The sequence below is a fragment of the Allobosea sp. 2RAB26 genome (assembly GCF_052115465.1).
GTDB lineage: Bacteria > Pseudomonadota > Alphaproteobacteria > Rhizobiales > Beijerinckiaceae > Allobosea.
On the sequence record NZ_JBFRGS010000014.1, the window covers coordinates 105351 to 126402 of the forward strand.

A 21052-nucleotide genomic window follows, 5' to 3' on the forward strand; every position below is an offset into this window, starting at 1 on the left:
AACCCAGTGCATGAGCCTCGATATCGATTCCGCCCTGCAGCTTCGCCGCAACCAGTCCCTGACCTCGATCATCCGCCACGAGTTGGAGCAGATGATCGAACGGGGCGAACTGAGTGCCGGCGAGCGCCTCAACGAGAACGCGCTCGCCGCCAGGCTGGGTGTCAGCCGGGGGCCGATCCGCGAGGCGTGCCGGGGACTCGAGCAGAGCGGGCTGGTGAACGTCGTGGTCAACCGTGGCGTGTTCATCCGCGCGCTCGACGGGCGCGAGGCGGCCGAGCTCTACGAAATCCGGGCGGCGCTCTACGGCTTGGCAGGCAGGTTGCTGGCGCCCATCGTCACGGACGAGCAGGTCGCCATCCTCTCCAGCTATGTCGCGGAGATGGACGCCGCGATGGCAGCCGGCGACCTCAACAGCTTCTATCCCGGCAATCTGCGCTTCCACGAAGCCATCGTCGAATTCGGCGGCAATGGCCGCCTCGCAGCCGAATGCGCCGCCATCCACCGCGAGATGCACCTCCTGCGCCGCCGCACCCTCGATATGCCCGGCCGGATGACGACCTCCAATGACGAGCACCGCGCAATCCTCGAGCGGATCGCGGCACGCGACCCCGCCGGTGCCGAGGCTGCCCTGGAGGAGCATGTCCTGATCAGTCGCACCGCCTTGTTCGGCCCGCTCGGCCATTACCCGGACGCCTGATCAACCGCGGACCGGCGCGACCTTCGCGCCGCCCAGGAGCGGCAGGCGGTTGGCGAGGAACACGACCGCAAACGAGACGATCAGCAGCATGATCCCGAGCACCGAGATCGCGCCGAGATCGCCGGATTCGTTGAGGTCGTAGATGATGACCGATACGAGCTTGGTGTCGGCCGTAGTCAGCAGGATCGTCGCCGAAAGCTCGCGGATCGTGCCGATGAACACGAAGCACCATGCCGCCACGACGTTTGAGCGCAGCAACGGCGCGGTGATGGTGCGCAGCGTCGTCATCCGCGTCGCGCCGAGGATGCGCCCCGCCTCCTCGAGCTCGACATGCACGCTCTTGAAGGCGGACGAGAGTTGCTGGTAGCCCGCAGGCATCTCGATGGTCAGGAAAGCGATCAGCAGGATCCAGAGCGTGCCGTAGAGCGGCAATATCGGGCTGGAATAGCTGAGGAAGAGGCCGACGCCGAGGACGATGCCGGGGATCGCGACCGGCGCGGTAGCGAGATAGCCGAGCAGCGGAGCCCCGCGCGAACTGCCGCGAGTGACGAGATAGGCCACGACGAGCGCGATCGCCGTGCCGATGGTCGCGGTGAGGAAGCCGAGCAGGAACGTGTTGCGCAGCGCAAGCTGTGTCGCCGAGAACTCGAAGAACACGAACCAGATATGGTGGAGCGTGAAGCTCTCGAAGGTCAGCGGCTCCGCCACCGTGCGGGTGAGCGCGGTCTTCACCAGCGCGGCATAGGGCATCAGCACCGTCAGCGACAGGATAAGGAAGGTGAAGCCGAGCGCCAGCCATTTCCAGCGCCCGAGCACCGTGATGCGCGCGCTGCCGCTCTTGCCGCCGACCGTGGTGTATCCGCGCCGGCCAAGGATGCGCCGCTGCGTCCAGAGCAGCAGGATGGTGACGAGGAGCAGCGGCAACGCCGCCGCCGCAGCGAGCCCGGGCTTGGGCGGGTACTGGAACAGGCTCCAGATCTTGGTGGTGATGACGTGGAAATTCGCCGGTAGGGCGAGGATGGCAGGCGAGCCGAACATGGTCAACGCCTGCAGCACCGCGATCAGCGAGCCTGCGAGCATGGCCGGCAGGACGAGGGGCACCGTCACCTTGCGCAAGGTCGTCCACAGGCCACCGCCGAGGATGGCGGATGCCTCCTCGAGTTCGGTCGGAACGCGTTCGAGCGCGTTCGTCACCAAGGTGAAGACATAGGGAAACGTGTAGCACGCGATCGCGAAGACGAGGCCGGACAGGGTGTAGATGTCGACGAGGTACTCGTAGGGATCGAGGTCGAACAGCCAGCGATAGACGGCATTGATGATGCCGCTATTGGGCGCGGCCAGGATCTCCCAGGCGATGGCGCCGAGGAAGGGCGGGGTCACGAAGGAGGCCATGACGAGCCCGCGCACAAGCGTGCGACCCGGCATGTCGGTGCGGGCCACGATCCAGGCAAGTGGCGTTGCGATGGCGCAGGACAGCACACCGACGCTGAGCGCCATGGTGATCGCCACGATGAACGGCCGGCGCAGCGTCGCATCGCTGACCAGAGCCCTGAAATTCGCCAGGCTGAGGCTGCCGGACTGATCGGTCACGGCGTAGTAGCCGAGCCATGCGAGCGGCAGCACGACCAGCACCGAAAGGATAACCGTGAGCAGCACGAAGATCGGCCGCGACCAGTCGATGGCGACGTGGCGTATGGGAACTCCGGACACGATCCCGGTTATCGCTGTCATGAGGATCTCCGTGCGCCGCCAGCGCGCGACGCGCCGGCGCCGGGTGCAGCTCTCGTCAAAGGGCGATGCACGGCGCGGAAGATCCGCGCCGTGGGGTCCGCGCGGAATGGATCAGGTGCCGAAATACTCTTCGTATTTCTTCTTGATCATCTCGATATTGGGCTCGAGCTTCAGCGGGTCGGAATAGAGCAGCTTGATCTTGGAAAGCGGCGTACGCGTCTCCTTCTCCTTGACGCGCGGGTGGAACGAGCGAAGCCCGCCGGAATCGCTGTTGAGCTGTTGTGTCTCCTGGTCGAAGAGGAAGGAGTAGAACAGCTTCGCGGCATTGGGGTGCGGCGCGTTCTTCAGTATCCCGCCATGACCGATGGCGATCGGCGTGCCCTCGGTCGCATAGACGATCTCGACGGGAACGCCGGACTCCTTGAGCATGAACATGTTGTATTCGTTGCCGTCGGCTTCGATCGAACGTTCGCCCTGGGCGAGTTTCTTCGGCGGCTCTGTCGATGACTGGACCTGCATGATGCGCTGCTTGCCGAGCTTCTCGAAGAACTCCCAGCCGAGCGCCTGACTGAGGACGTCCGTGCCGGTCATCACCGTGCCGGAATAGCCGGGATGGGCCTTGACGATGCGGCCGCGCCATTTCGGATCGAGCAGGTCGGCATGGCTCTTGGGCGCATCCTCCGCCTTCACCTGCTTGCTGTTGTAACCGATGACCGAGAGATGCGCGCGATAGGCCGCATAATAGCCGTCGGCATCCTTGGCCTCCTTCGGCCAGTCCTTCGCGACCTCGGCCGGCACGGCCTGGGCCAGCCAGCCATTGCGCTTGAACAGGACGAAATGCACCGCGTCGGAGGTTTCGACGACGTCGGCATTATGGATGGAGCTGCCATATTCCTGGCTGAGGCGCTGGAACACCCGCTCGGAACCGGAACGCTCGACCTTCACCTTGATGCCGGGATATTTCGCCTCAAACGCATTGCCGACCTTTTCCGAGACCGCCACGTCGGTCGCGGTGTAGAAGGTGACCGTGCCTTCTTTCTTCGCCGCCTCGATAAGCTCCGGCGTGACCTGATAGGGGGCCGGAGCCTGCGCCAGAGCGGGCATGCTTCCGAGAGCCGTCGAGAGCAGAAGGCCGGCCACCACGGATCGTCTGTCGAACATTGGGCGTGTCATTCTCGTTCCTCCTCATTGTTATGATGTTGGCGAGATTGCTTTCGCGCCCCCGGTTCAGCGGGCGAGAGCGCGGCAGTGCTCCTGTGGAAAGTGCAGCCAGACGGGTTGGCCGCGGTCGATGGCGAGGTGCGGTTCGGCAACCGTGCGGATCTGCGCGCCGCCGGGAAGTTCGATCAGGTAGTCGCGATGCGAGCCGAGATAGACCTGGCGCAGGACCGTGCCCTGCGCCCGGTTCGGCCCGTCGCCCTGCGGCTTGGCGTCCAGCACGATGTCATGATGGCGCACCGAGACGACGCCATCGCCGCCGGCCGAGAAATCGCCGGTGCCGCAGCGAAGCTTCAGCGGGCCGCACTCGACCGTATCGGCATCGAGCCACCGGCCCTTCAGGATGTTGGTGCCGCCGAGGAAGCGCGCCACGAATTCCGATTGCGGCCGCTCATAGATCTCTTCCGGGCTGCCCGCCTGCTCGATCCGGCCCTGGTTCATCACCACGATGAGATCGGCCGTGGTCATCGCCTCGGCCTGGTCGTGCGTCACATAGACGGTGGTGTAGCGATAGGCGTCGTGGAGCCGGCGGATCTCGAAGCGCATCTCCTCGCGCAGGTTGGCGTCGAGATTGGAGAGCGGCTCGTCGAGCAGCAGGATCTCGGGCTCGACGACGAGCGCGCGTGCCAGCGAAACGCGTTGCTGCTGCCCTCCGGACAGCTCTCCCGGATAGCGCTCGGCCAGCGGCTTCAACCGCGTGACGTCGAGGATCTTGTCGACGAGCCGCGCGATCTCGGCCGCCTGCATCTTCCGGAGGGACAGCCCATAGCCGATATTCTCGCGAACGGTCATGTGCGGCCAGAGCGCGTAGCTCTGGAAGATCATCGACATGCCCCGCCGCTCCGGCGGTTCGCTCCAGCCGGCCGACGAGATCGTGCGCCCGCCGACATGGATCTCGCCACCCTTGGGCGTGATGAAGCCGGCGATGAGGCGCAAGGTGGTCGTCTTGCCGCAGCCTGAAGGCCCGAGCAGGCAGACGAGATTGCCCTTCTCGACATTCAGATCGACGCGATCGACCACCGTCATCGCGCCGTACCGCATCGTCAGATCGGCAAGTTCCAGAAACGCCAATGCATCCTCCCAGACGCGATATCGCCTGGACATCCGGGGTCCGGGCTTCGTTTTTCTGGATCGGCGGCGAGCGGGTACACCTGCTCCGCCATCCCAATTTTGATACGAGCTAAGGGCCAATCCTCAGGATTGTCAACAATAAGCATTCTACGATCAACCCTGAGCTGCACTTCAGCGGTTGTGCAGTGGGCCGACCGGATCTCCGCGCCTCGGCGGCAGCCGGCAGATCCAAGCCCTAAGCCCACCCGATATCGGTCTCGGGAGGCGTGGATCTGCGCCGATCTGTTCCCTCCTCGGGACGCGCGACCACCTCATGAGAGCATGGTAACTCGAGAATTGCAAACTGTTGACAGTTTTCTGTAGACGCTGATATCAGAGCCTATGACCATTCCAGACGATGCCCTGACCATTCTGAGGACCCGCTCGCTTTCGGGCGTGCTCGAACGCGAAATCGAGAGGGCGATCCTTGCCGGCGAGATTCCGCCGGGTAAGCGGGTCAACGAAAACCATCTGGCGATCCGCTTCGGCACCAGCCGCGGCCCGGTGCGTGAGGCGCTGCGGGCCCTTGAAGGGCTGGGCCTGGTCGAGCTGATTCCCAATCGCGGCGTCTTCATCCGCCAGCCGGCGGTCGAGGAGGCCATCGAGATCTACGACGTGCGCACAGTGCTGTTCGGTCTTGCCGGCAAGCTCCTGGCCGAGCGGGTCAGCGAGGCGGAGGTGGCGCGGTTGAGGGATTATCTCGAGCAGATGGAAGCAGCCGCGCGCCACCGCGACTTCGACCGCTACTACCCGCTCAACCTCGCCTTCCACGAATTCATCATCGATGCCTGCGGCAATGGCACGCTCGCCGCACAATATCGCGGGCTGGTCAAGAAGCTGCACCTGTTTCGTGCCCGCAGCCTGGTGCAGGGCGGCGGCCTGGAGGTTTCCAACTCGGAGCATCGCGAGATGGTCGAGGCGATCGCCGCCCGCGATCCCGAGCGTGCCCAGCGCGCCCATTCCGACCATGTCGCCCGCGCCAAGGCGCGCCTGCTCGCCGCCTACCGGAAGACCGAGGCGCAGCCCACGCGTCTGACCAACTGACGATCTTCGTTCAAGAGAAAGCCGGATACGCCATGACCGAGCTCAACCACGTTACTGCCTCCGCTGTCGCGTTCATCGAGAGGGCGAGCTACGACGGCCTGCCAGCTGAGGCGCTGCGGATCGGCCGGCGCTGCATCATCGATGCGCTTGGCCTCTACCTGGCCGGTGGACTTGAGGACTCGGTGCGCATGCTGGCGGCCGATGCGGCGGAAATCGGCGGCAAGGCCGAGGCGCTGCTGATCGGCCATGGCCATACCCGCGTTCCCGCGGCGCTGGCGGCGCGCGTGCTCGGCACTGCCGGCCATGCTCACGACTGGGACGACACCCAGGTTTCGAACGACCCGCGCCATGTCTACGGCCTGCTGACCCACCCCTCGGTGCCGCCGCTGACCGCGGCGCTTGTGCTGGCGCAACGCCTTGGCGGCATTGACGGCAAGCGCCTCATGCTCGCCTTCCAGACGGGGTTCGAGGTCGAATGCAAGATCTCGGAATGGATGACGCCGCGCCATTATCGTCGTGGCCATCACAGCAGCGGCACGGTCGGCACCTTCGGCGCCGCCGCCGCCGCCGCGAAGCTACTCGGTCTCAAGGGCGCCGAGGTAGCGCATGCCCTCGGCATCGCGGCGAGTTTCGCTGCCGGCATCCGCTGCAATTTCGGCACGATGACCAAGCCGCTTCATGTCGGTCGCGCTTCGGAAAACGGCGTCACCGCGGCCCTTCTCGCGGCACGCGGCTTCACCGCCGACCCGGCGGCCCTCGACGGCACCTGGGGCTTCTTCCAGGTGATGGGCGAGGGACTTTCGGAAGAGAAGCTGCCGCAGGGCTTCGGCGAGACGCTGACGATCGCTGAGCCCGGCATCAGCATCAAGCCCTACCCGTCCGGCATCCTGACCCATCAATCGATGGACGCGATGCTGGCGTTGGTGCTCGCGCATGACCTCAAACCCGAGCAGGTCGAGCGCATCCGCTTCTTTGCCGGCAGGAACATCCTCGAGCCGATCCGCTATCCGCTGGCGCAGAACCACCTCCAGGCCAAGTTCTCGATGCCCGCGCTGCTCTCGATGATCGCGCTCTGTCGCCGCGCCAGCCATCACGAGTTCAGCGACGCGTTCGTGGCCTCGCCGGCGATGCAGGACATGCAGAAGCGCACCGAGGTCCTCAACGACCCCGAAATCGATGCGCGCGGCTATGACAAGATCCGCTCGCGCATCGAGGTCGAGACCAAGGACGGCCGGACCCTCGTGCAATGGGCCGACGAGCGCTATCGCGGCGGCCCGGACAACCCGATCAGCGACGCCGATCTCGAAGCCAAGTTCCGGATGTGTGCCGAGGGCGCGATCACCGACGCCGCCCAGGACAGGCTGCTCGATCTGGCCTGGGGCGTCGACGCCCTGCCGCGGATCGAGATGCTCGTCGAGCAGCTCGTCTTCGACACCACGCCGGCAGTCCGGCCGCTGCGCAACGCCGCGCAGTAAGACGGCCTGGCGCGGAGAAGCCGCGCCGCCGCGCCAATCGAACGAGGCCTCTCCGAAGCAGGGAGGCCCATTCATCGATCTCAGGGAGAGAAACCATGCGACATCTGGCCATCGCCACAGCCGTCGCCACCAGCCTCTCGGCCTGGTCGGCAGGCGGCGCCGCCGCGCAAGCGCCGGTCGATTACCCGCATAAGGTGGTCACGCTCGTCACCCATTCGAGTCCGGGGGGCGGCAGCGACGTCTTCTTGCGCGAGATGGCCAAGCACCTGCCGAAATACATCAAGGCGACCTTCATCATCGAGAACGTGCAGGGTGGCAGCGGAGCCCGCGCCGTCTCGCGGCTGGCGACGGCGCCCGCCGATGGCAGCGTCTTCTACGCGACGACGCCGACCTACATCTACACCTCGCTGCTCTCGAAGACACAGCACGGCTACAAGGACGTCGAGCCGCTGGCGAACTTCTTCACCGACTCGGAGGTGATCTACACCCGCGCCGACGGCCCCTACAAAACCCTCAAGGACGTGATCGACAAGGCGCAGAGCTCGCGTGGGCGTTGGGGCGCGGCCAATCCGGCCTCGCTGGAGCGCCAGGCGGCCGAGCAGCTCAAGAAGGCGGCAGGCGTGTCCCCCGCCGTGGTCTCGCATGAGGGTGGCGGCGACCTGATGATCAACGTGCTCAACGGCACGCTCGATATCGGCATCGGCGAGATCCCGGAGATTCGTCCGCAACTCGAGGCCGGCAGGATCCGGTTGCTCGCGACCTTCGATGCCAAGCGTATGGAAGCCTTCCCCAACATCCCGACGGTGAAGGAATCCGGCTACGCGATCGCGCTCGACAAATTCCGTGGCCTTGCCGGCCCCAAAGGGCTGCCGCCGGCGATCACCAAGATCTGGGACGAGGCCGTGCCGAAGATCCTGGCCGATCCCGAGTATCAGAAGGTCTACAGAACCGAGAGCCTGGTCGCGAACTTCATACCCCACGACCAGTACCAGGGCTTCGTCCAGAACTTCGGCACCGTCACCGAAGCCTTCCTGAGGGAGAACGGCGTCCTGAAGTGACGCCGCGCTCCAGCGACCATGTGCGCAACCCGTCGGGAAAGACCGTAGCATGAGCGGGCGAACAGCTCAGAAGGATCTGGCAGGCGGGCTCATCGTGCTCGCCATCGCGATCCTGTACTACCTCGGCATCAGCGACATCGCGGAGAGTTCGCTCGCCGACGATGTCGGCGCGGGCGGATTGCCGCGTATCCTCGCCTTCGCCCTGGCCGGGTTCGGCGCGGTCCTGGTGGCCCGCGCCATCATCGAGGGCGCGCTGGCGCGGGCGCCGAAGCCAGCCGCGATAGTCACTCAACCCGGTGATGACGACCCGATCGCGCCGCTGCCGCGCGCGCTCGGTTTCCTCGGCTTCGGTGCGGCCTATGTCGTGCTCGTGCCGATCATCGGCTACCTGCCCGCCATTGCCCTCCTGATCGGCGCGATCGCTCTCTTCGAGGGCGCGGCGGCGAACTGGAAAACCGCGCTGATCGCGATGGGCGGGGCCGTCGGCTACTGGGCGATCTTCGTCAAGCTGCTCGGCGTGCATCAGCCCTCCGGCTGGTTCTTCTAAGGGGACGATGATGCATTCGCTCGGAATCGCATTCGACCTCCTGTTCGGCTCGCCGATCATCCTGTTCTCGATCGTCGGCCTGATCTGGGGCATCATCGGCGGATCGCTGCCCGGTATCTCGGCCTCGATCACCATGGCCCTGCTGCTGCCCTTCACCTACGGCATGGCGCCGGTGCAGGCGATCGTGATGCTGGCCTGCACCTATATCGGCGCCGAATATGGCGGCTCGATCCCGGCCATCCTGATCCGCACACCCGGCACCAACTCGGCCGCCGCGACCGTGATCGACGGCTACGAGATGAAGAAGCAGGGCCGGGCCGGCGAGGCGCTGGGCATCTCGCTCTGGTCGGGCGTCATCGGCAGCCTGTTCGGCCTGGTCATGCTGATCATGCTGACCGAGCCGCTCTCCTGGGTCGCACTCGCCTTCAGGCCAACCTCCTATTTCGCGCTCGGCATTCTCGGCCTCAGCGTCATCGCCTCCATGACCAACGGCTCGCTGCTCAAGGGTCTCGCCGCGGCAGTCGTCGGGCTGATGATCTCGACCATCGGCACCGACCCTATCTCGGGCGTGACGCGCTTCACCTTCGGTAGCCCGGAGCTGCTCGGAGGCGTCGAACCCGTCCTGATCATGATCGGCATCTTCGCGGTCAGCGAGTTGATGATGCAGTCCGGCTCGCGCGACATTGGCGGCCTGCGTGAACAGGTCAAGGTCCGCCTGCCCAGCTTGAGCATGATGAACAGGCTCAAGCGCTCGCAGTTCATCGGCTGCCTGCTCGGCACATTCGAGGGGCTGACCCCGGGTGGCGGCGGTTCGATTGCGGCCTTCCTGTCCTATAACGAGGCCAGGCGCTGGTCGAAGGAGCCGGAGAAATTCGGCAAGGGATCGGAGGAGGGCGTCGCTGCGCCCGAGACCGCCAACAACACGGTGGCCAGCACCGCGTTGATCCCGCTTCTCTCTTTCGGCATTCCGAGCTCGAACTCGACTGCGGTGCTGCTCGGCGGCCTGCTGATCCACGGGCTGCTGCCCGGGCCACGCCTGTTCGAGCAGAATGCCGATGTCGTGGTCGGGCTCTATCTCGGTTCGTTCATCGCGACCCTGGCACAGATCGTCGTCGGCATCCTGCTGCTGCCCGTCTGCGTCTGGCTGGTGAACCGGCCCCGCGCCTATCTCGCCGGCTTCATCCTCGCCTTGATCCTGTCGGGCATCTACACGCTCAACACCTCGCTTGCCGATCTCGGCATCGCGCTCGGCATGGGCCTCGTCGGCTACCTGATGCGCCGCGCCGGGTATCCGTTCCTGCCGCTGATCCTCGGCGTCGTGCTCGGTCACATGGTCGAGTCGAGCTATCGCCGCTCGCTGCTGCTCTCCGGCGGTGACCATTCGATCTTCCTCGAAGACCCGATCGCGGTCGGCCTGCTGCTGGCATCGACCGTCTTCGTCACCCTCTCGCTCGTCCGCGAATTCCGTGACGCGCGCAATGCCAAGCTCAAGGATGCGCACGCGTGAACCACCAGACTTCGATCGCCGATGAGCCGGTCGCGCTGCGGCTCGCCAGCTTCGCCGCCCATGCGAGGGTGAGCCCCAAGGCGCGGGAGACCGTCCGCCTGCTGCTGCTCGACGTCGCCGGGCTTTGCGTCGCGGCGCGTGGCACCGACTATGTCCGCGCCGCCCTGGCCTCGACCGCGTCGTCGGGCAAGGCAACCGCGATCGGCCATGCATCGGGCCTGGGCCCCTATGACGCCGCGCTGGTCAACGGCACCGCGGCGCATGGCGAGGATTTTGACGATACATTCGAGGGCGGGCCGATCCACGCCGGCGCCGTGATCGTGCCGGCCGTGCTGGCGGCGGCGGAGCATCGCGGGTTGTCGGGCGAAGCCGTGCTGCGCGGTGTTGCAGTCGGCACCGAGCTGATGTGCCGAATGAGCCTGGTGACGCCGCAAGCGATTCACAAGGCCTGTTTTCACCCGACCGCGGTGATCGGCGCTCCCGCAGCTGCCGCCGCGGTGGCGAGCGCCCTCGGCCTGCCCCCGAAGCTGATCGCGCATGCCATCGGCGTCGCCGGCAGCCTGGCCTCCGGCATCATCGAATATCTCGCCGACGGCAGCTGGACCAAGCGGCTCCATGCCGGTGCGGCAGCGCAGGCCGGCATCCGCGCCGCCCTGCTGGCCGAGGCCGGCTTCCTCGGACCCGCAACCGTGATCGAGGGCCATCACGGTTTCTACCGCGCCTTCGCTCCGTCGAAGGCACCGGATTTCACGCCGCTGCTCGACGGGTTGGGCGAGAGCTGGGTGCTCGAGACACTCGCCTTCAAGCCTTATGCCTGCGGAACGATGACCCAGCCCTTCGTCGACTGCGCCATCGCACTGGCGCAGCAGGGTATCAAGGCGCAGGACATCGTCAGCCTGGAATGCGAGGTCGGCGAAGGCACGGTGCACCGGCTCTGGGAACCACTGGCGCTGAAACAGGCGCCGCCCAACGCCTATGCGGCAAAATTCTCGACGCCCTATTGCGTCGCCGTCGGTTTCATCGATGGCGGCGCCGGGCTTGGGCAATTCACCGAGGAGCGCGTGGCGGAGGCGAGCGTGCGGGCGCTGGCCGCCAAGGTGTCCTATGTCGTCAATCCAGAAGACGCGTATCCGCGCAATTTCAGCGGCCATATCAGGGCTACCCTCACGGATGGCTCGCTACGCGAGCTGCGTCAGCCGCACATGCGCGGCGGGGCGCATGAACCTCTTTCCGCCAGCGATATCCTGCAGAAATTCCACGACAACGCCGCCTTCGGGGGCTGGGCGCGCGAGCGCTCTGAGCAGATGGCCGCCGCGCTCGACACGCTCGTCGCCGGCGGCAGCGTCGACCTCTCGGCGGCACGGGGCTGAGCGATGACTGAACTCGACGGCAAGGTTGCGCTGGTCACGGGAGCAGCCCGCAATATCGGGCGCGCCATCGCGCTCGAACTCGCCGCCGGTGGGGCAGCGGTGATGGGCGTGGCGCTCTCGGACGAGACAGGGCTTGGCGAAATGGTCGCCGCAGTCGAGGCCGAGGGTGGTCGTGCCGCCTGGCAGTTGGCCGATGTCACCAACCCTGGCTCTGTCCGCGCCGCCGTCGAGGCCACGCTCAAGCGCTTCGGCCGGATCGACATCCTCGTCAACAATGCCGCGATCCGTGGCGAAGTGGCCTTCGATGCGATGACCCTGGCGCAATGGCATCAGGTGCTCGGGGTCACGCTCGACGGCCCGTTCCTGTGCTCGCAGGCGGCACTGGACGCGCTGACCGCGAGCGGCGCAGGCGCCATCATCAACATCGGCGGACTGACAGCCTATACCGGCGCGAAGCAACGCGCCCATGTCGTCACTGCCAAGGCCGGACTTGACGGTCTCACCAAAGCGCTGGCGCAGGAGCTGGCCGAGCGCGGGATCACCGTCAACCTCGTCTCCCCAGGCCTGATCGATACGGTGCGCGGCGGCCACTCCGCGGCCGAGCCGGACCATCACAAGCACCGCACCACCTTGGTCGGACGCCGCGGCCGGCCGCAGGAGGTCGCGGCGATGGTGCGCTATCTTGCCGGGCCGAACGGGCGCTATCTCACCGGCCAGACCATGCATGTAAATGGCGGGGCCTATCTGCCATGAGCCTCGTGGCCGACCCGGCCTTGCTCGGATCGGCCGTGCAGGTTGCGACGGCGCTCGCCGTCGGCACAGCCGCCCTGGTCGGATCGCTGCTGAGTGCGCTCACCGGCTCGGGCGGCGCGATCGTGCTGTCGCTGGTGCTGGCCCCGATCATCGGCGTCGCCTCCGTGGTGCAGACGATCAGCGTTGCGATGCTGCTCAGTCATGTCGCGCGCGTCGGCGCCTTCCGGACATTGATCGACTGGCCCGTCACGAGGCGCATCCTGTCGGCGGCGATCCCCGGCTGCTTTGCCGGAGCGGTGCTCTATACCCGGCTCGACGAGGCGGCGATCGGGCTGGTGCTCGGGATCTTCCTGATCGCGATCGTGGTGCTCAAGCGCCTGTTCGCCGGCCGGCGCTTCGAGATCGGGCCGACCGGCGTGCTCGTCGCGTCAGCATTCTTCGGCTTTCTCTCGGGCACGACGATCGGCGGCGGATTGCTGATGATCCCGATCCTGCTCGGCGCCGGGCTTGGCGGTGCAGCGCTGGTCGCGACCGATGCGATCGTCGGTCTCACCATGCATCTCACCAAGACACTGGTCTTCGGGCAGGCAGCAGTCCTGACCAGCGCGCAGGTCTGGCTCGGTGCGGTGATCGGGCTTTGCATGTTCCCGGGCGCCTGGCTCGCCAGAGCACTGCTCGCCCGCATACCGCTCAAGGTCCACACGCTGCTGCTCGACGGCGTCGTTGCGCTCGGCGGCTTCTCCTTCGTGGTCCAGGCCCTGAGGGACTGAGCTTGAAACGATGTCCGACACAGGTTCCGGCGCAAGCCGGTCCGACGCCGCGCTCCAGCCGGGCGCCGGCGACAGCGGTTCCCCTGATGCCGGCTGCAGGAAGGAGAGCAGGAATCGATGAGTGACGAGATCTGCTATGAGGTCGACAGCGGGATCGGCTGGATTACGCTCAACCGGCCACAAGCGCGCAACGCGCTGACATTTGCGATGTATGACCGTGTCGCCGAGATCTGCTCCGATCTCGAAGGCCATGGCTCACCCAAGGTTCTGGTTCTGACCGGGGCGGGAGAGAAAGCCTTCGCCGCCGGAACGGACATCTCGCAGTTCCGCGCCTTCGACAAGCCGGAGGATGCGCTGGCCTATGAGGCACGCATCGACGGTGCATTGCAGAAGATCGAAAGTTGCCAGGTTCCGACCATCGCGGCGATCTCGGGAGCGGCAACGGGCGGAGGTGCCGGCATCGCTTGCGCCTGCGATCTCCGGATTGCGACGCGCAACGCCCGCTTCGGCTTCCCGGTTGCGCGCACGCTCGGCAATTGCCTGTCCATGAACAATTATGCGCGGCTGGCCACCCTGCTCGGACCGGCGCGGGTCAAGGACATCGTCTTTACCGCGCGGCTGATCGATGCCGACGAGGGCCACCGCATCGGTCTCTACACTGAACTCGTCTCCGACCATGCCGCGCTGATGGAGCGGGCAAAGGAATTGGCCACGACCATTGCTGGCCATGCACCGCTGACCCTGCGCGCGACCAAGGAAGCGATGCGACGGATCACCAGATCCGACCGCAAGGGGGAAAGCGACCTCATCCTGATGTGCTATATGAGCGCCGATTTCCGAGAGGGTATCGAGGCCTTCCTCACCAAGCGCGCGCCGACCTGGCAAGGACGCTGAAGCTGGATGAGTTCGGATGATTGGCCGAAACTGCGGGTTCGGTGAGGGGACTGCTTCTACGCTGACGGCGGCTCGTCGGCGTTGCCCCGGATCACATAGGCCGCCGCCCCCGCGCTCATCAATGCAAGGCAGAACCAGGTCAGCGCGTAGACGAGATGCGTGTTGCGGAAGCTGACCTGTGTCATCCCGCCCTGCGGCAGCGGGCCAGGCTCGGAGACAGCGTCGGCATCGACGAAATAGGGTGCGACCTCTCCGACGCCCTGTGCCTGCTGCGCGATCTGCACGACGTCGCGGGAATACCAGCGCCCGGCGGCGGGATCATTCGCACGCAGGAAGCCGCCGCCCGGCTCGCTCAGCCGCAGCAACCCGGTGAGACTCGCCGCTTCGCCGGCAACTTTGCGCCGTTCGTCCGGCCCACGCCGCCCCTCCGGCAGGAAGCCGCGATTGACGAAAACGGTAAAGCCGGCATCCGTTCGAAACGCCGCCAGCACCCAGAAGCCGGGGCCGCGCTCCGTCACCGCCATGGTCAGCGTTTCCGGCACGGGGAGATAGCGCCCCTGCAATGCAACGCGGCGATATTCGTCGGTGGCAGCGTTGATCCTGCCCCATTCCGCCGGCCCGGGCGCGGCCGCTGGCGGCGCGTGGATGCGTGCCTCGACACGGGCGATGAGGTCGAGCTTCCAGGCCCGCCGCTGCATCTGCCAGATGCCGAGCCCTGCGAAGATGAGCGCAAGCACGCAGGCTGCGGCGACAAAAACGACATGCGCCGTGCGTGGTCGGCGCCCCTGCCCCGCGTCCGGGAACGTCACGACGCCAGCCTCACATCCTGTGCATGTCGCTCGGCATCATGTTGGCGTTGAGGTGGTACATGACCCACAGCGAGCCCGAGAGCACGATCACCACGATGATGATGGTGAAGATCAGCGCCATCATCGACCAGCCGCCTTCGGAGCGGCCGTTCATGTGCAGAAAATAGACCATGTGGACGACAATCTGCACCGCCGCGAAACCCATGATCACGAGCGCGGTCAAAGTCGCGTGACCGAGCACGTCATTCATGACGAGCCAAAACGGGATCGCGGTCAGGATGACCGAAAGCACGAAGCCGGTAATGTAGCCGCGCAGGCTGCCATGGGGAGCGCCATGGGCGTCCCCGTGCTCGCCATGCGGCTCGGCGTGGTCCTGGCTTCCGCTCATTTCAGCACGCCCATCAGGTAGACGAAGGTAAAGACGCCGATCCAGACGATGTCGAGGAAGTGCCAGAACATGCTCAGGCACATCAGCCGGCGGCAATTGGCCTCGATCAGCCCGTGTCTTGCGACCTGCCTCATCAGCACGACCAGCCAGATCAGGCCGAAAGTGACATGCAGCCCGTGCGTGCCGACCAGCGTGAAGAAAGAAGAGAGGAACGCGCTGCGCATCGGCGTCGCGCCCTCGTGGATCAGGTGGGCGAACTCGTAAAGCTCGACCGCGAGGAAGCCGAGGCCAAACAGGCCGGTCACGACGAGCCAGCCCTGCATTGCGGCCTGCCGGCCCTTTTCCATCGCCAGCATGGCGAAGCCATAGGTGATCGAGGAGACCAGCAGCAGGCCGGTATTGACCGCCACCAGCCTGAGATCGAACAGGTCGGCGCCGGACGGCCCCGCCGCGTAGTTGCGCCCCAGCACCCCGAACGTCGCGAACAGCACCGCGAAGACGAGGCAATCGCTCATCAGGTAGATCCAGAAGCCGAGCATGGTCGAGCCGCCGGAGTGCTCGTGCTCCTCTTCCGTGACGTAGAACGTCGGGGCGCCGTTTCGGACCGGGACCTGTGCTGCCGCCTTCGCCATCATCATTCCTCAGGCCCGGGCCAGCAGCTTGCTGCGCGAATCCTCTTCGCGCAGTACGGTCTCTGCCGGGATGTGGAAGTCGCGGTCGTAATTGAAGCTGTGCGTGATCACACTCGCCACGGCGCCCACGAAAGTCAGCGCTGCCAGCCACCAGACGTGCCAGATCAGCGCGAAGCCGCAGAGCGTCGCGAAGCACGCGATGATGACACCGGCCCCGGTATTCCTCGGCATATGAATCGGCCGGAAGCCAGCGAGCGGGCGCTGATAGCCGCGCTTCTTCATGTCGGACCACGAGTCATGGTCGTGGATCACCGGGGTGAAGGCGAAATTGTAATCGGGCGGAGGCGAGGACGTCGACCATTCCAGCGTGCGCCCGTCCCAGGGGTCGCCGGTCGTGTCGCGCAAGGCATCGCGACGGATGATGCTGACCGCGATCTGGATGAGGAAGCAAAGGATGCCGAACAGGATCAGCACCGCGCCGATTGCCGCGATCACGAACCAGATCTGCAGCGAGGGGTCCTCGAAGCGATTCAAGCGGCGGGTCACGCCCATCAGGCCGAGCACATAGAGCGGCATGAAGGCGACGTAGAAGCCGACGACCCAGAACCAGAAGGAGAGCTTGCCCCAGAACGGATCGAGCTTGAAGCCGAAAGCCTTCGGAAACCAGTAGGCGATGCCGGCGAAGATGCCGAAGACGACGCCGCCGATGATGACGTTATGGAAATGCGCAACCAGGAACAGGCTGTTGTGCAGCACGAAATCGGCCGGCGGCACCGCCAGCATCACGCCGGTCATGCCGCCGATGACAAAGGTTAGCATGAAGGCGATGAGCCACATCATCGGCAGCTCGAAGCGGATGCGGCCGCGATACATCGTGAACAGCCAGTTGAAGATCTTCGCGCCCGTCGGGATCGAGATGATCATCGTCGTGATGCCGAAGAAGGAATTGACGCTGGCGCCCGAGCCCATCGTGAAGAAATGGTGCAGCCAGACGAGGTAGGACAGGATGGTGATCACCACCGTCGCATAGACCATCGAGGCATAGCCGAAGAGCCGCTTGCCGCAGAAGGTCGAGGCCACCTCCGAGAAGATGCCGAAGGCCGGCAGGATCAGGATGTAGACCTCGGGGTGCCCCCAGATCCAGATCAGGTTCACGTACATCATCGGGTTGCCGCCGAGATCGTTCGTGAAGAAGTTGGTGCCGACATAGCGATCGAGCGTCAGCAGCGCGAGCGTCGCCGCCAGGATCGGGAAGGTCGCGACGATCAGGACATTGGTGCACAGCGACGTCCAGGTGAAGACGGGCATCTTCATCATGTCCATGCCGGGCGCGCGCATGTTGATGATGGTCGCCACCAGGTTGACGCCGGAGAGCGTTGTGCCCACGCCCGCGATCTGCAGCGCCCAGAGATAGTAGTCCACGCCCACCCCGGGCGAGTAGGCGGCACCTGAGAGGGGCGGGTAGGCAAGCCAGCCCGTCTTGGCGAATTCGCCGATGAAGAGCGAGGCCATCACCAGCACGGCGCCGCCCACCGTCATCCAGAAGCTGAAATTGTTGAGGAATGGGAAGGCGACATCCCGCGCGCCGATCTGCAACGGCACGACAAAGTTCATCAGCCCCGTGACGAAGGGCATCGCCACGAAGAAGATCATGATGACGCCATGGGCGGTGAAGATCTGGTCGTAATGGTGCGGCGGCAGGTAGCCCTCGCTGCCGGCAAAAGCGATCGCCTGCTGGCCCCGCATCATCAGCGCGTCGGCGAAGCCGCGCAGCAGCATGATGACTCCCAGGATCATGTACATGATCCCGATCTTCTTGTGGTCGACGCTGGTGAACCACTCGTTCCAGAGATAGCCCCAGGCCTTCATCCGCGTGATCAGCACGAGGAGCGCGAGGCCGCCGAGCACCACGACAGCAAAGGTCGCCACCAGGATCGGCTCGTGCAGCGGCAGCGCTTCGAAGGTGAAACGGCCGAACACAAGCTTCCACCATTCGGGATAGGAGGTCATGGATCCCTCGTCTCGCTAGCGGCGACCATCTCGGACGCGGTTCAGTTGGCGACGCGGGCGGTGACGCCCGCGGTACCGTAGACGTCGGCGGGCGTGCAGATCGCCGTGACGAAGGGGCGCGGCGGCATCGGCTGCCCGCCCCGGCGCACGCTCTTGTCGTATTCGAGCGCCATCACGGTCGAGATCCCCTCCCTGCCGCCGCCGCCCTTGGCGTCCATCGCCATCATGTCGCGCGTGCACATCTTGGCGCGATCGACGCACATGTTGAGGACCGCCTGGAACAGATCCGGTGCGACATCGCGGAACTGCCGCGTCGACTCGCGCTCGCTGGGGCGTTCCAGCACCAGATATTCCTCGCGTCCGAGTGGCCCGCCCCTTTCGCGCGCGGCTCGGGTCCAGGCCTCGAAGCCCTGGCGGTCGACGCCGCGGAAACGGAAGCGCATGTCGGAGAAGCCGGCGCCGCTGTAATTGGCCGAGAAGCCCTCGAAATCGCCGGGATGATTGATCACGGCGTTGAGTTTCGTCTGCATGCCCGGCATGGCGTAGATCTGCCCCGCCAGCGCCGGAATGAAGAGGGAATTCATGACGGTGGAGGACGTGATCCGGAATTCGATCGGCTGGTCGACCGGCGCCACGACCTCATTGAGCGAGGCGATGCCCTGCTCCGGGTAGAGGAACAGCCACTTCCAGTCGAGCGCCACCACCTGGATGACCAGCGGCCCTTGCGGTGGTGCGTTCTCGCTCATCCTCGCAGCGGCTGCCGGCTTCGCCGCGCTGATGCGCCCGAGTGGCCGGTAGGGGTCGAGCAGGTGCGTGGCCATCCAGGTGATCGCGCCGATGACGATGATGATCAGCAACGGAACCGCCCAGATCACCACCTCGAGCGGTAGCGAATGGTGCCAGTCGGGATCATAGGTCGCGTCGGCGGAAGCGCGGTAGCGCCAGGCGAAGAACACCGTCAGCGCCATCACCGGCACGATGATCAGGAGCATCAGCGCCGTCGAGGTCAGCAGCAGGTTTCGCTGCTGCACGGCAACATCGCCGGACGGTGCCAAGAGCACCATCTGGCAGCCGCCGAGCATGGCGAAAACAGGAAGAACCGTTAGAAATCGAAGGATCCGCAAGAGACTCGAGACCTCCCTGCCGCCGGAACAACCTTCTCTATGCCCATTCCTTCGCATCACCCATCAGACAATCTGTCCCATTGCGAAGGTTTGACGGGTATCTGCGATCCACCGTATCCATTTGCATGAGGTGCGGGCAAGCCCGTACGATCCGACCCGCCCGATAACGAGGGGTTCCCGGTCATGAGCGCTGAGGCAGCGAACCATACATCGGGCCACCTGACGGACGAGCACGGGCGCGACCATGTCTCGCCCGGCGAGATCGCGATCGGCGTGATCATCGGCCGAACTTCCGAATATTTCGACTTCTTCGTCTTCGGTCTCGGCTGCGTTCTGGTCTTTCCCGAGCTGGTATTTCCCTTCGCCGACCGGCTGACCGCGACGCTCTATGCCTTCGCGATCTTCGCGCTCGCTTTCATAACCCGCCCGATCGGTACAGTGCTGTTCATGGCGATCGACCGTCGCCACGGTCGCGCGGCCAAGCTTACCGTTGCGCTCTTCCTCCTCGGTGGCGCGACGGCCGCCATCGCCTTCCTGCCCGGCTATGCCACGATCGGCATCTGGTCCGGCATCATTCTCGCGATCTTCCGGCTCCTGCAGGGCATCGCGCTCGGCGGAGCCTGGGATGGGCTCTCCTCCCTGCTCGCCCTCAACGCGCCCGTCGGCCGCCGCGGCTGGTACGCCATGCTGCCACAGCTCGGCGCTCCGCTTGGCTTCATCCTTGCTGCCGGCCTGTTCGCCTATTTCGAAGGCTTGCTGTCGCGGGAAGATTTCCTCGACTGGGGTTGGCGCTACCCCTTCTTCGTCGCGCTGACGATTAATGTCGTGGCGTTGTTCGCGCGGCTGCGGATGGTCGCAACCCACGAGTTCGCCCAGCTCATGGAAACCCGCGAGCTCATGCCCATGCCGGTGCTTGAGTTGGTCAGGGCGCGCGGCAGCACCCTCATCCTCGGCGCCTTCGTGCCGCTGGCGAGCTTCGCGCTGTTCCACCTCGTCACCATCTTCCCGGTGAGCTGGATCAACCTCTTCACCGAACGTTCGGTTTCGGAATTCCTGATGGTGCAGGCGGCCGGCGCCGTGGTTGGCTTCGGCGCGATCGTCACCTCCGGTTTGATCGCCGACCAGATTGGCCGCCGCAACACGCTCCTTGTCTCTGGCGGAATGATCGCGCTCTTCAGCCTGTCGAGCATCATCGCCCCCCTGCTCTTCGGCGACAGCCTGGCGGGGCAGACGATCTACGTGATCATCGGCTTTGGCCTGCTTGGGCTCTCCTACGGCCAGACTGCCGGCGCCGTGGCCTCGAGCTTCGGCACCCAGTACCGCTATACCGGCGCAGCGCTGACCTCGGATCTTGCCTGGCTGCTCGGCGCGGGCTTCGCGCCACTCGTGGCGCTGACCGTGTCCAGCCAATTCGGGCTCGCCTGGGTTGGCGTCTATCTGCTCTCGGGCGCGCTCTGCACGCTCGCGGCACTAGGGATCGATCGGCGGCTCGAGGGGCGTTACGGCTGAACCACCCGCAACGCGCAAGCGATGATATGCGTCCGCGCCGAGCCTGAGGCGGTGGAAGAGGCTGAAATGGTCCGAAGTCAGCGGCCGGTCAGCGCCTACGGCTAACGCGTCGCACGCCGTGTTGCGCGCACCACGGTGGGAGCCGTGACCGCCCCCGCAGCGCCCCCAACGACCGCACCGACCGGACCACCGACAAGTGCGCCCGTTCCGGCTCCGGCAGCGGCACCGCCGATCCTCTGCTGGGTCGTGTTGCAGGCGCTCGCCGCCAATGCGGTGAGTAGCAATAACGTCATCACTGAAGCCTTCATCGCGCGTCCTCCTGACTGGGCAACGTCCTTGGACGGCGGCTGTTCCGCCGCTGCGGACTAACCGAGCGGCAGCCACTTCTGCTTCGCCCCCCGGGAAC

General features: G+C 65.5%; 20 protein-coding genes. 11 read left to right on the forward strand and 9 right to left on the reverse strand.

Translation table 11 applies throughout. From position 1 onward, the window contains the following. Positions 1–10 precede the first annotated feature (10 nt). Positions 11–697: an FCD domain-containing protein gene (locus AB4118_RS24335; protein ID WP_441492155.1), complete on the forward strand. Its 687-nt coding sequence runs from the start codon at positions 11–13 to the stop codon at positions 695–697. Here AB4118_RS24335 and AB4118_RS24340 read toward each other — a convergent pair whose 3' ends face one another. The 3 genes from AB4118_RS24340 to AB4118_RS24350 all read right to left on the reverse strand — a co-directional run bounded on the left by AB4118_RS24340 (position 698) and on the right by AB4118_RS24350 (position 4750). Continuing rightward, complete coding sequence (locus AB4118_RS24340; RefSeq protein WP_441492156.1) at positions 698–2428, reverse strand: ABC transporter permease; 1731 nt, start codon at positions 2426–2428, stop codon at positions 698–700. A 111-nt stretch (positions 2429–2539) separates the two neighbouring features. Then, positions 2540–3601 carry an ABC transporter substrate-binding protein gene (locus AB4118_RS24345; RefSeq protein ID WP_441492157.1) on the reverse strand — a complete coding sequence of 354 codons (1062 nt, stop codon included), beginning with the start codon at positions 3599–3601 and terminating at the stop codon, positions 2540–2542. 54 nt (positions 3602–3655) lie between these two features. Next, the gene (locus AB4118_RS24350; protein WP_441492158.1) at positions 3656–4750 is read right to left on the reverse strand and encodes an ABC transporter ATP-binding protein; all 1095 of its coding nucleotides are present in this window, start codon (positions 4748–4750) and stop codon (positions 3656–3658) included. A gap of 348 nt (positions 4751–5098) precedes the next feature. On the opposite strand from AB4118_RS24350, the gene AB4118_RS24355 reads away from it, so the two are divergent. The 9 genes from AB4118_RS24355 (at position 5099) to AB4118_RS24395 (ending at position 14174) form a co-directional block, all read left to right on the forward strand. Beyond that, positions 5099–5800 (forward strand): FCD domain-containing protein, encoded by a 702-nt coding sequence (locus AB4118_RS24355; RefSeq protein ID WP_069878941.1) that lies wholly within the window; start codon positions 5099–5101, stop codon positions 5798–5800. Between the two features lie 32 nt (positions 5801–5832). Next, complete coding sequence (locus tag AB4118_RS24360) at positions 5833–7275, forward strand: MmgE/PrpD family protein (RefSeq protein WP_441492159.1); 1443 nt, start codon at positions 5833–5835, stop codon at positions 7273–7275. Positions 7276–7370: 95 nt separating this feature from the next. Continuing rightward, on the forward strand, positions 7371–8333 hold the full coding sequence (locus AB4118_RS24365; RefSeq protein ID WP_441492160.1) for a tripartite tricarboxylate transporter substrate binding protein: 963 nt from the start codon (positions 7371–7373) through the stop codon (positions 8331–8333). A gap of 49 nt (positions 8334–8382) precedes the next feature. Further along, a complete protein-coding gene (locus tag AB4118_RS24370; protein WP_441492161.1) occupies positions 8383–8880 on the forward strand; it encodes a tripartite tricarboxylate transporter TctB family protein in 498 nt (165 codons plus the stop codon). A gap of 10 nt (positions 8881–8890) precedes the next feature. After that, positions 8891–10387, forward strand: coding sequence for a tripartite tricarboxylate transporter permease (locus tag AB4118_RS24375; RefSeq protein WP_441492162.1), 1497 nt, complete (start codon positions 8891–8893; stop codon positions 10385–10387). After that, a complete protein-coding gene (locus tag AB4118_RS24380; RefSeq protein ID WP_441492163.1) occupies positions 10384–11757 on the forward strand; it encodes an MmgE/PrpD family protein in 1374 nt (457 codons plus the stop codon). Before AB4118_RS24375 ends, AB4118_RS24380 begins: the two co-directional genes overlap by 4 nt. Positions 11758–11760: 3 nt before the next feature. Then, the gene (locus AB4118_RS24385) at positions 11761–12510 is read left to right on the forward strand and encodes an SDR family NAD(P)-dependent oxidoreductase (protein WP_441492164.1); all 750 of its coding nucleotides are present in this window, start codon (positions 11761–11763) and stop codon (positions 12508–12510) included. Beyond that, a complete protein-coding gene (locus tag AB4118_RS24390; protein WP_441492165.1) occupies positions 12507–13280 on the forward strand; it encodes a TSUP family transporter in 774 nt (257 codons plus the stop codon). Before AB4118_RS24385 ends, AB4118_RS24390 begins: the two co-directional genes overlap by 4 nt. A gap of 117 nt (positions 13281–13397) precedes the next feature. Beyond that, complete coding sequence (locus AB4118_RS24395) at positions 13398–14174, forward strand: enoyl-CoA hydratase/isomerase family protein (protein ID WP_441492166.1); 777 nt, start codon at positions 13398–13400, stop codon at positions 14172–14174. A gap of 56 nt (positions 14175–14230) precedes the next feature. On the opposite strand, the gene AB4118_RS24400 is transcribed toward AB4118_RS24395, so the two are convergent. The 5 genes from AB4118_RS24400 to cyoA are packed head-to-tail and all read right to left on the reverse strand — an operon-like array spanning position 14231 to position 19194. Further along, a complete protein-coding gene (locus AB4118_RS24400; RefSeq protein WP_441492167.1) occupies positions 14231–14983 on the reverse strand; it encodes an SURF1 family protein in 753 nt (250 codons plus the stop codon). Positions 14984–14993: 10 nt separating this feature from the next. Continuing rightward, the gene (cyoD, locus tag AB4118_RS24405; protein WP_069878933.1) at positions 14994–15371 is read right to left on the reverse strand and encodes a cytochrome o ubiquinol oxidase subunit IV; all 378 of its coding nucleotides are present in this window, start codon (positions 15369–15371) and stop codon (positions 14994–14996) included. Then, positions 15368–16003: a cytochrome o ubiquinol oxidase subunit III gene (gene cyoC / locus AB4118_RS24410; protein ID WP_441492168.1), complete on the reverse strand. Its 636-nt coding sequence runs from the start codon at positions 16001–16003 to the stop codon at positions 15368–15370. The genes cyoD and cyoC overlap by 4 nt, the downstream gene beginning before the upstream one ends. Before the next feature lie 9 nt (positions 16004–16012). After that, a complete protein-coding gene (gene cyoB / locus AB4118_RS24415; RefSeq protein ID WP_441492169.1) occupies positions 16013–18013 on the reverse strand; it encodes a cytochrome o ubiquinol oxidase subunit I in 2001 nt (666 codons plus the stop codon). 41 nt (positions 18014–18054) lie between these two features. Continuing rightward, complete coding sequence (gene cyoA / locus AB4118_RS24420) at positions 18055–19194, reverse strand: ubiquinol oxidase subunit II (protein WP_441492170.1); 1140 nt, start codon at positions 19192–19194, stop codon at positions 18055–18057. A gap of 126 nt (positions 19195–19320) precedes the next feature. On the opposite strand from cyoA, the gene AB4118_RS24425 reads away from it, so the two are divergent. Further along, positions 19321–20646: an MFS transporter gene (locus AB4118_RS24425; RefSeq protein ID WP_441492171.1), complete on the forward strand. Its 1326-nt coding sequence runs from the start codon at positions 19321–19323 to the stop codon at positions 20644–20646. A 101-nt stretch (positions 20647–20747) separates the two neighbouring features. Here the strand turns inward: AB4118_RS24425 and AB4118_RS24430 are convergent, their stop codons facing one another. Then, positions 20748–20954 carry a hypothetical protein gene (locus AB4118_RS24430; protein ID WP_441492172.1) on the reverse strand — a complete coding sequence of 69 codons (207 nt, stop codon included), beginning with the start codon at positions 20952–20954 and terminating at the stop codon, positions 20748–20750. Between the last annotated feature and the right edge of the window lie 98 nt (positions 20955–21052).